The sequence below is a fragment of the Micromonospora sp. NPDC049580 genome, from assembly GCF_040675595.1.
Lineage (GTDB): Bacteria > Actinomycetota > Actinomycetes > Mycobacteriales > Micromonosporaceae > Micromonospora.
The window spans coordinates 1-9,215 of record NZ_JBFAPG010000241.1 but is presented as its reverse complement, the minus strand read 5'-3'; the positions used below and the strand labels follow the sequence as shown (position 1 = coordinate 9,215).

General features: G+C 73.4%; 6 protein-coding genes. 1 reads left to right on the top strand and 5 read right to left on the bottom strand.

Features of this window, described 5'->3' with window-relative positions; genetic code table 11:
* Window positions 1-264: 264 nt before the first annotated feature.
* Complete coding sequence (locus AB0J68_RS19360; RefSeq protein WP_363939731.1) at window positions 265-2,703, bottom strand: Tex family protein; 2,439 nt, start codon at window positions 2,701-2,703, stop codon at window positions 265-267.
* A 157-nt stretch (window positions 2,704-2,860) separates the two neighbouring features.
* Between AB0J68_RS19360 and dgt the strand changes: the two genes are divergently transcribed.
* Entirely contained in the window at window positions 2,861-4,372 is a 1,512-nt protein-coding gene (gene dgt / locus AB0J68_RS19355) for a dGTP triphosphohydrolase (RefSeq protein ID WP_354856790.1), read from the top strand.
* A gap of 98 nt (window positions 4,373-4,470) precedes the next feature.
* Here dgt and AB0J68_RS19350 read toward each other — a convergent pair whose 3' ends face one another.
* The 4 genes from AB0J68_RS19350 to AB0J68_RS19335 form a co-directional block, all read right to left on the bottom strand.
* On the bottom strand, window positions 4,471-5,622 hold the full coding sequence (locus AB0J68_RS19350; protein WP_363939729.1) for an MBL fold metallo-hydrolase: 1,152 nt from the start codon (window positions 5,620-5,622) through the stop codon (window positions 4,471-4,473).
* 113 nt (window positions 5,623-5,735) lie between these two features.
* Entirely contained in the window at window positions 5,736-6,746 is a 1,011-nt protein-coding gene (locus AB0J68_RS19345) for a serine hydrolase (protein ID WP_363939727.1), read from the bottom strand.
* Window positions 6,747-6,852: 106 nt separating this feature from the next.
* Window positions 6,853-7,836: an SDR family NAD(P)-dependent oxidoreductase gene (locus AB0J68_RS19340; RefSeq protein ID WP_363939725.1), complete on the bottom strand. Its 984-nt coding sequence runs from the start codon at window positions 7,834-7,836 to the stop codon at window positions 6,853-6,855.
* Window positions 7,833-9,017, bottom strand: coding sequence for a zinc-dependent alcohol dehydrogenase (locus AB0J68_RS19335; protein ID WP_354856800.1), 1,185 nt, complete (start codon window positions 9,015-9,017; stop codon window positions 7,833-7,835). The genes AB0J68_RS19340 and AB0J68_RS19335 overlap by 4 nt, the downstream gene beginning before the upstream one ends.
* Window positions 9,018-9,215: the final 198 nt, after the last annotated feature.

The following is a 9,215-nucleotide window of genomic DNA, read 5'->3' as shown; positions in this document are numbered from 1 at the left end:
CAGATCTTGGACAGTTTCCGTCCGCGCCGAACGGAAACTGTCCAAGATCTGCACCGAAACCGGGAGTCGCAGGCGCCCAGCCAGGCCGTGGGTCGGGCGGGCGGTTGGGGGCGTGGGGCAGCTCGCGCGCCCCACCGGTGGGGCAGCTCGACAGTGCCCGCCGATGGCCCGGCGAGTCGGTCACCGCGCGACCGGGCTCGGGAGGCGCCGAGGATGACCGCCCCTGCGGGGCATCCCCGGCGCTTCCTCGCGCTGGCTGACGGATCAGGCCAATCCTGCGCGGCGCAGAGCCTCCGCCATCGCGTCGTTCGCTGGCGCCGGCGCGCCCTGCCGCTGCTGCCCGCCCCGTGCGCCCTGGCCGCCGCGACCGCCGGACCCGCCGCGACCGCCGGAACCGCCCTGGCCGCCACCGGACCCGCCGCGACCGTCCTGTCCGCCGCGTCCACCCTGCGGTCCGCGCTGCGCCGGGCCGCCACGCCCCTCCTGGCTCGTCCGACCGCCGCCACCGGCGGCCGTGGGCTCGTCGTCCAGGCGCAGGGTCAGCGAGATCCGCTTGCGGGGTACGTCCACGTCGAGCACCCTGACCTTGACCACGTCGCCGGACTTGACCACCTCGCGGGGGTCCTTCACGAAGGTCCGGGACATCGCCGACACGTGCACCAGACCGTCCTGGTGGACCCCGACGTCGACGAACGCGCCGAAGGCGGCCACGTTGGTGACCACACCCTCCAGCACCATGCCCGGCGTCAGGTCACCGATCTTCTCCACGCCTTCGACGAAGGTGGCGGTGCGGAACTCCGGTCGCGGGTCGCGGCCCGGCTTCTCCAACTCGGCGAGGATGTCGGTGACGGTGGGCAGGCCGAACCGGTCGTCGACGAAGTCGGTGGCCCGCAGCCCGCGCAGGATCGCGCTCCGGCCGATCACCGAGCGCAGGTCCTGACCGGTGCTGGCGAGGATGCGCCGCACCACCGGGTACGCCTCGGGGTGCACGCTGGAGGAGTCCAGCGGGTCGTCGCCGTCGGGGATGCGCAGGAAGCCGGCGCACTGCTCGAACGCCTTCGGCCCGAGCCGGGCCACCTTCTTCAGCTCGGTCCGCGAGCGGAACGGCCCGTTGGCGTCCCGGTGCAGCACGATGTTCTCGGCCAGCCCGGCCCCGATCCCGGAGACCCGGGTCAGCAGCGGCGCGGACGCGGTGTTGACGTCCACGCCGACCGCGTTGACGCAGTCCTCCACGACCGCGTCCAGCGACCGGGACAGCTTCACCTCGGACAGGTCGTGCTGGTACTGCCCGACGCCGATCGAGCGTGGGTCGATCTTGACCAGCTCGGCGAGCGGGTCCTGGAGGCGGCGGGCGATGGAGACCGCGCCGCGCAGCGACACGTCCATCCCCGGCAGCTCCTGTGAGGCGTACGCGGACGCGGAGTAGACCGACGCGCCGGCCTCGGAGACCATCACCTTGGTCAGGTTGAGCTGCGGGTGCCGCTTGATCAGGTCGCCGGCCAGCTTGTCGGTCTCCCGCGAGGCGGTGCCGTTGCCGATCGCGACCAGCTCCACCCCGTGCGCCCCGGCCAGCCGGGCCAGGGTCTCGATCGACGCGTCCCACTGTCGACGTGGCTCGTGCGGGTAGATCGTGTCGGTGGCGAGCACCTTGCCGGTGGCGTCCACCACTGCCACCTTCACCCCGGTGCGCAGGCCCGGGTCCAGTCCCATCGTGGGCCGGGTGCCGGCCGGCGCGGCAAGCAGCAGGTCACGCAGGTTGGTGGCGAAGACCCGTACGGCCTCCTCCTCGGCCGCCTGCCACAGCCGCATCCGCAGGTCGGCCCCGAGGTGGATGAGGATCCGGGTACGCCACGCCCAGCGGACCGTGTCGGCCAGCCAGCGGTCGGCCGGGCGGCCGGCGTCGGACACCCCGAACCGACCGGCGATCACCGCCTCGTACCGGCTCGGGCCCGTCGGCACGGCGTCCGCCTCGCCGGCCTCCTCGGGTTCCATGGTCAGGTCGAGCACGCCCTCCTTCTCGCCCCGCAACATCGCCAGGATCCGGTGCGAGGGCAGCTTCGGGTACGGCTCGGAGAAGTCGAAGTAGTCGGAGAACTTGGCGCCGGCCGTCTCCTGACCCTCGCGTACCCGCGACACCAGACGGCCCCGCGACCACATCTGCTCGCGCAGCGTGCCGATCAGGTCGGCGTCCTCGGCGAAGGTCTCGATGAGGATCGCCCGCGCGCCCTCCAGCGCGGCGGCGGCGTCGGCGACACCCTTGTCCGCGTCGACGAACCCGGCGGCCGTGGCTCGCGGATCCTGGCTCGGGTCGGCCAGCAGCGTCTCGGCCAGCGGCGCCAACCCGGCCTCGCGGGCGATCTGCGCCCGGGTCCGCCGCTTCGGCTTGTACGGCAGGTAGATGTCCTCCAGCCGCGACTTCGAGTCGGCGGCCATGATCTGGGCTTCCAGGGCCTCGTCCAGCTTGCCCTGGCCGCGGATCGACTCCAGCACGGCGGCCCGCCGCTCGTCCAGCTCCCGCAGGTAGCGCAGCCGCTCCTCCAGGGTGCGCAGCTGGGTGTCGTCGAGCAGGCCGGTGGCCTCCTTGCGGTAGCGGGCGATGAACGGCACTGTGGCGCCGCCGTCGAGCAGCTCCACGGCCGCCCGCACCTGACGCTCGGCCACGCCGAGCTCGTCGGCGATCCGCTGATGAACAGACTGGGTCACGATCTCGATCCGCCTTCGGGAGTGGGTACCGCCTGCATTGTGCCGGGCGCCCCCGGCCGCTGTCGCCGCGCCCGGCCGGGTACACCGTCTCGCCCACCGCGCCCGTCCGGGTTGATCCGTCGACAACCCCCGCCGGGCCTGCGCTAGCGTGGCGATCATGGAATCACCTGCGGAGCCGCGCGCCCGGCGGCTCTTCGGCGGCAGCGCCCGGGCCCTCGGCGACCTCACGGCCAACCCGTTCCGCGCCGACCGGGACCGGATCGTCGGCTCGCCGTTCTTCGCCCGGCTCGGCGGGGTCACCCAGGTGATCAGCCCGGTCGGTTCCGGGTTGCTGGTGCACAACCGGCTCACGCACAGCCTGAAGGTCGCCCAGGTGGCCCGGGCGATCGCCGAGCGCCTGACGGCCGACGACAGGTGGCGCGGCCTGCTGGACAAGCTCGGCGGCTGCGACCCCGACGTGGTGGAGGCCGCGGCGCTCGCCCACGACCTCGGCCACCCGCCGTTCGGGCATCTGGGGGAGCGGGTGCTCGACCGGCTGGCCCGCCAGCGCCTCGGCCTCGCCGACGGGTTCGAGGGCAACGCCCAGTCGTACCGGATCGTCACGAGCACCGAGATCCGGGGCGCGGCCACCACCGGGTTGGACCTGACCGCCGCGGTCCGCGCGGCGATGCTGAAGTACCCGTGGACGCGGCTGGACTACCCCGACCCGCACCCGCGCCTGCTGGACCCGCCGCCCCGCGGCGCCACCCCGCCGCCGGACGACCCGGAGAGCGGCTCGTTGAAGTTCGGGGCGTACCGGACCGAGCTGGACGACCTGCGGCAGGCTCGGGAGCCGTTCGCCGGCCGCATCCCGGACTGGCAGCAGACCGTGGAGGCGTCCGTCATGGACACCGCCGACGACATCGCGTACGCCATCCACGACGTGGAGGACTTCTACCGGGTCGGTGTGCTCCAGCAGGGTGCGGTGTCGGCCGAGCTGATGGCCTGGCAGCGCGAGAGCGGGCACTTCCGGGCGATCACCGACGCCGCGCTGGCCACCGCCTCCCGGCGGCCCGGCGCCGCCATCGAGCGGCTGCGCCGGCAGCTGCACCGCAAGGACGCCTGGATCGCCGACGACGACGCGTTCGCCGCCGCCGTCGAGCACGTCCGCGAGGAGTTGGTGGACGGGCTGCTGGCGATGCCGTTCGACGGCTCGATCGAGGCGGAGCAGTACGTGTCGCGGTTCTCCGCCCGCTGGTCCACCCGTTTCGTCGAGGCGATCACGGTGACCGACCAGCCGTCGGTGCGCTCCGGGTACGTGCTGCTCGGCTGCGCGCAGTGGCACGAGGTGCAGGTGCTCAAGTTCGTCCACCACCGGTTCGTGCTGGCCCGCCCCGATCTGGCCCTGCACCAGCGTGGTCAGGCCCGGCTGCTGGGCACCCTCGTCGAGGCGCTGTGGGAGTGGCTGCTCGACCCGGAGGAGGAGTCCCGGCTGCCCCGTCGGCTGCACGACCTGGTCGAGCTGGCCGAGGCGGAGCTGCACCCGCGTACGCCGCACCGGATCGGCCGCGCCCGGGGCCGCGCCATCGTGGACTTCGTCGCGCAGCTCACCGACGGCCAGGCGGTCGCGATGCTGGACGCGCTCTCCGGCCGCTCCGGCGCGCTCTGGACCGACGCCTTCGTGCTCTGACCCGACCGTCAGGCCGGGCCCGCGCTGGCCTGACGATGTCAGGCCGGGCCCGCGCTGGCCTGACGATGTCAGGCTGTGCCTGCGCTGGCCTGACGACGTCAGGCGACGGACTGCCACCACCCGTCGACGGCGGGCGGGTCGTCGACGACCACCCGCTCGCCGGGGCGGGGCACGGCCAGCCGGACGTCGCGGGCCTTCGCCTCGGCCCACAGCCGGTTCACCGGCTCGGACCAGTCGTGCAGGGCCAGGTTGAACGTCGCCCAGTGCACCGGGATGAACAGCCCGCCGCGCAGGTCCAGGTGGGCGTCGACCGCCTCCTCCGGGAACATGTGGATGGTCGGCCACGCCCGGTCGTACGCGCCGATCTGCATCAGCGTCACGTCGAACGGCCCGTGTTCCGCGCCGATCGCCGCGTACCCGGCGAAGTAGCCGGAGTCGCCGGTGTAGAAGACCTTGCGTCGGGTCCCGGCGACCACCCAGGAACTCCAGAGTGTGCCGTCGCGACGCAGCCCTCGGCCGGAGAAGTGCTGGGCGGCGGTGGCGGTGATCTCCAACCCGTCGACCCGGTGCGACTCGGACCAGTCCAGCTCGATGATCCGCTCGGCGGGCACACCCCACCGGTCCAGGTGGGCGCCCACCCCGAGCGGCACCACGAACGGTGCCGACTGCCCGGCCACCAGCGCCCGCACGGTGGGCATGTCCAGGTGGTCGTAGTGGTCGTGGGAGATCAGGATGGCGTCCAGCGGGGGAAGCTCGTCCAGGCGTACCGGCGGCTCGTGCAGCCGGCGCGGCCCGACCAGCCCGGACGGCGAGCAGCGGTCACTCCACACCGGGTCGAGCAGGACCCGCCGACCCTCGATCTCGATGAGCGCCGAGGCGTGGCCGTACCAGACGATGTTCAGCTCGTCGGCGGTGTCGGCGGTGTCGGCGGCCGGCGACGCGCTGGGGCGCGACAGCGGCACGGGTGCGGTGGGCCGCCGCTTCTGCTTTCCGAAGATCAGCTCCCGGACCAGGTTGCGACCCGGCTCGGCGACCATCGTGCGGGTGTCGGCCTGGTTGTGGAAGGTCCCGTCGCGAAACTGTGGCGAGCGGGCCGCCCGTTCGGCGCGGGCGCCGGCGAGCCGGCCGCCGAGCGCCGCGGGCACGTCCCGGGCCACCCAGGCCAGGCCGGCGAGCGCGGCCAGCCCTGCCGTTCCCCGCATCCGTCGCCCGAGCGACCGTTGCCCGTTCGTGCGTTCCGCTGGCGCCATCGCCGTCCCTCCGCCGTGTCCCGCACTACACGGTAGTTCCCCCGGGCGGTTCCCGCCCCGGCGGTCGCCCGCACCGGGCCGGTCGTCACCCGACGACCGACCCGGCAGCGGGATCAGCCGCCGTTGCTGGGTCGGCGGGCGGTCGTCCGGTACGCCGTGCCGGTGCCGCCGAGACGGTCCACCGCCGCCAGGAACTTCGGACCCATGGCGGCCCGGGCCTGCACCGCCGGGTGGGTCGCGCCGAAGTTGTCCGGGTCGGCCTGCCCGTCGGCGAAGAGCGCGTAGGTCAGCACCGCCGCGCCGGACCGGTCGAAGATCACCCCGGCCTCGTGCCGGGCGTCGGCGAACCAGCCCGCCTTGGTGGCGATCCGGGCCCGCTCGTCCGACGACATGGTGCGCCGGATGCCGTCGGTGAAGGCCACCGGGGAGCGCAGCAACCCGAGCAGGTACGCCGTCGAGGCCGGCGACAGCAGCGTGCCGGCGACCAGGGCGCGCAGCAGGTCGTGGGTCTCCCGGGGGGTGCTGGTGCCGAGGAAGAACCGGTTCGGGTTGGCCACCGGCTCGACCTGGGTGGTCGGGAAACCCTTGCCCACCAGGATCGAGTTGATCTCGGCGGCAGGGGCGACCAGCCCGCACAACCGCACCGCCGTGTCGTCGGAGACGGTCAGCAGGTTGGCCAGCACGTGCCCGATGGTCACGCTGCTGGGGTACACGCCGTCCAGGCTGAAGATGCCATCGCCACCCGGCACCACGATCGAGGCGGTCACCTCGACCCGCTGGTCCAGCGCCAGCAGCCCGCGGTCCACCTTGTCCAACACCGCCGTGGCCACCGCGATCTTGTTGACGCTGTACGCCTCGATCCGCCGGTCCGCGTCCGCCGTCACCGCGACGACCGGCGGGCCCGCCGGGTCGGCCACACTGACGTACGCCTGCCAGTTGCCACCGGCCTCGGTGCTGTACCGGGTGAAGGCGGCGGCGACCCGGTTGGCAGCCCGGGCCGGGGTGGTCGGTGCCGCCTCGGTGCTCTCAGCGGCGCTGGCCGGAGCGGCCGCGCCGAGCACCGTACCGGCAGTGGCCACTGTGCCCAGTCCGAGTGCCGTCCTGCGGTCCAGTCGGAGGGTCAATCGTCTCTCCCATCGTGGGGCGCCGGAGCGCTTGCCGGCCCACCACCCTAGGCGAGTTGATCGACGCACGATGCCCCCAGAGAAGTCCCGAACGATCCCGAACAGGTCAGCCGTGCCGTCGGCGCAGCACGGCGCCGACCACGTCGGCGGCCGCCCCGCGGAGCCGCGCGGCCGGCCCGCGAAGCTGCACTGCCGGGCCGGACCTGGCGCGGACGAACTGCCGCAGGTCGGGCAGGTGGCCGCCGCGGACCGACTCGCCGGCCGGGTTCGGGGCGAAGACCGTGCCGTCGTGCGCCGGGACCGGCCGCCCGCTCAGGCCGGCCAGCCGCATCAACGGCCCGACCAGCACGTCGTAGACGCCCGGCAGCACCGTGAAACCAGCCCGCAGCACCACGTTCAGCCGGCCCACCGACACCTCCCGACGGGGACGGTCCACACAGTCGACGATGGCCCGGGCCACCCGCTGCGGCCCGGCGACCGGCGGTGGGGGCCGGCCGACCCGACCGAGGTAGTTGGCCGCCTGCTGGTACACCGGAGTGTCCACACTGCCCGGATTGACCAGGCACAGCCGGATCCCCGGGCTGTCCCGCAGCTCCTGCTGGATCGTCCGGGCCAACCCCTGCAACCCCCACTTGCTGGTCACGTAGGCGCTCATGTACGGAGCGGTGATGTGCCCGAGCACCGACCCGGTGAGGATCAGCGTGCCGGCGCCGGTGGCCCGGAAGTGCCGCAGCGCCACCCGGGCCGCACCCGCGGCGGCCAGCAGATCGGTCCGCACCACCTGCTCGAACACCCGCTCCGGCACCTCGTCGAAGCGCCCGTAGGCCATCACCGCCGCGGTGTGCACCCAGACGTCGATGCGGCCGAACCGCTCGATCGCCGCCTCCGCCAGCGCCTCCAGCGCACCCGCCTCGGTGACGTCCGTCGGTACGGTCAGAACCTCGACGTCGGCGCACTCCTCGCGTACCTCGGCAAGGGTCTGCGGCGCGCGGGCCGCGAGCACCAGGCGGTCGCCGCGCTCGGCGAACGCCCGGGCCGTCGCCCGGCCGATCCCGCTGGTCGCGCCCGCGACCACCACCACCCGGCTCATGGTGCGAGCACGACCTTGATGCAGCCGTCCTCCTTCTTCTGAAACATGTCGTACGCCCGGGGCGCCTCGCTCAGCGGCAGCCGGTGGGTGCGCAGGTCCTCCACGCCCAGGGGGTCGTCGTCGCCGGAGAGCAGCGGCAGGATCTCGTCGGTCCACCGGCGGACATGGCACTGCCCCATGCGCAACTGGATGCCCCGGTCGAACATCTCCATCATCGGCATCGGGTCGGCCTCGCCGCCGTAGACGCCGGAGAGCGACACGGTGCCGCCGCGACGGACCGCCTTCACGGCGGCGTGCAGGACGGCGAGCCGGTCCGTGCCGACCCGGTCGGTCATCGTCTGGGCGAGCTTGTCCGGCAGCAGCCCGACGGCCGCGTGGGCCAGCTTGCCGACCGGCGAGCCGTGCGCCTCCATGCCGACCGCGTCGATGACGGCGTCCGGCCCGCGCCCGTCGACCAGGTCGATCAGCGCGCCCGGCACGTCGGACAACTCGCGGACGTCGAGCACCTCGATCCCGTGCCGGCGAGCCAGCTCCAACCGCTCGGGCACCAGGTCCAGTCCGATGACCCGGCCGGCGCCGAGGTGACGGCCGATCCGGGCGCAGAACTGGCCGACCGGCCCCAGCCCGAAGACGGCAAGCGTGCCGCCCGGTGGCGTGTCCGCGTACCTCACCGCCTGCCAGGCCGTGGGCAGGATGTCGGAGAGGTAGAGGTACCGCTCGTCGGCGCCGCTCTGCGGGATGACGATCGGTCCGAAGTGGGCCTGCGGAACGCGCAGGTACTCGGCCTGCCCGCCGGGCACCGAACCGTAGAGGGAGGTGTAGCCGAACAGCGCCGCGCCCTTGCCCTCGCTGGTCACCTGGGTCGTCTCACACTGGGCGTAGAGCTGGCGGCGGCACATCCAGCAGCTGCCGCAGGAGATGTTGAACGGCACCACCACCCGGTCGCCGGGCTTGAGCCCGGTCACCTCCGACCCGACCTCCTCGACGATGCCCATCGGCTCGTGACCCAGGACGTCGCCGGGCTTCAGGTACGGCCCCAGCACCTCGTACAGGTGCAGGTCGGAGCCGCAGATCGCCGTAGACGTGATCTTGACGATGGCATCGGTCGGCTCCTCGATCCGGGGATCCGGCACCTCCTCGACCCGTACGTCCCGCTTGCCGTGCCAGGTCAACGCCTTCATGTCCGGCTGCCCTCCCTCGGTCCTGCCTGACTGCTACCCGGGGGAGGACGGTTGAACCGGCTGCGACCGACGGCCGTGTCGGTGCTTTCGGCTGGCGTTGGCTGGCGTTGGCTGGCTTGCTGGCTTGGCGGGCTTGGTGGTGGTTGCGGTTGGGGCTGGGGGCGACCGTGCCCGGCTCCGGGCGGTCAGGCTTGATCC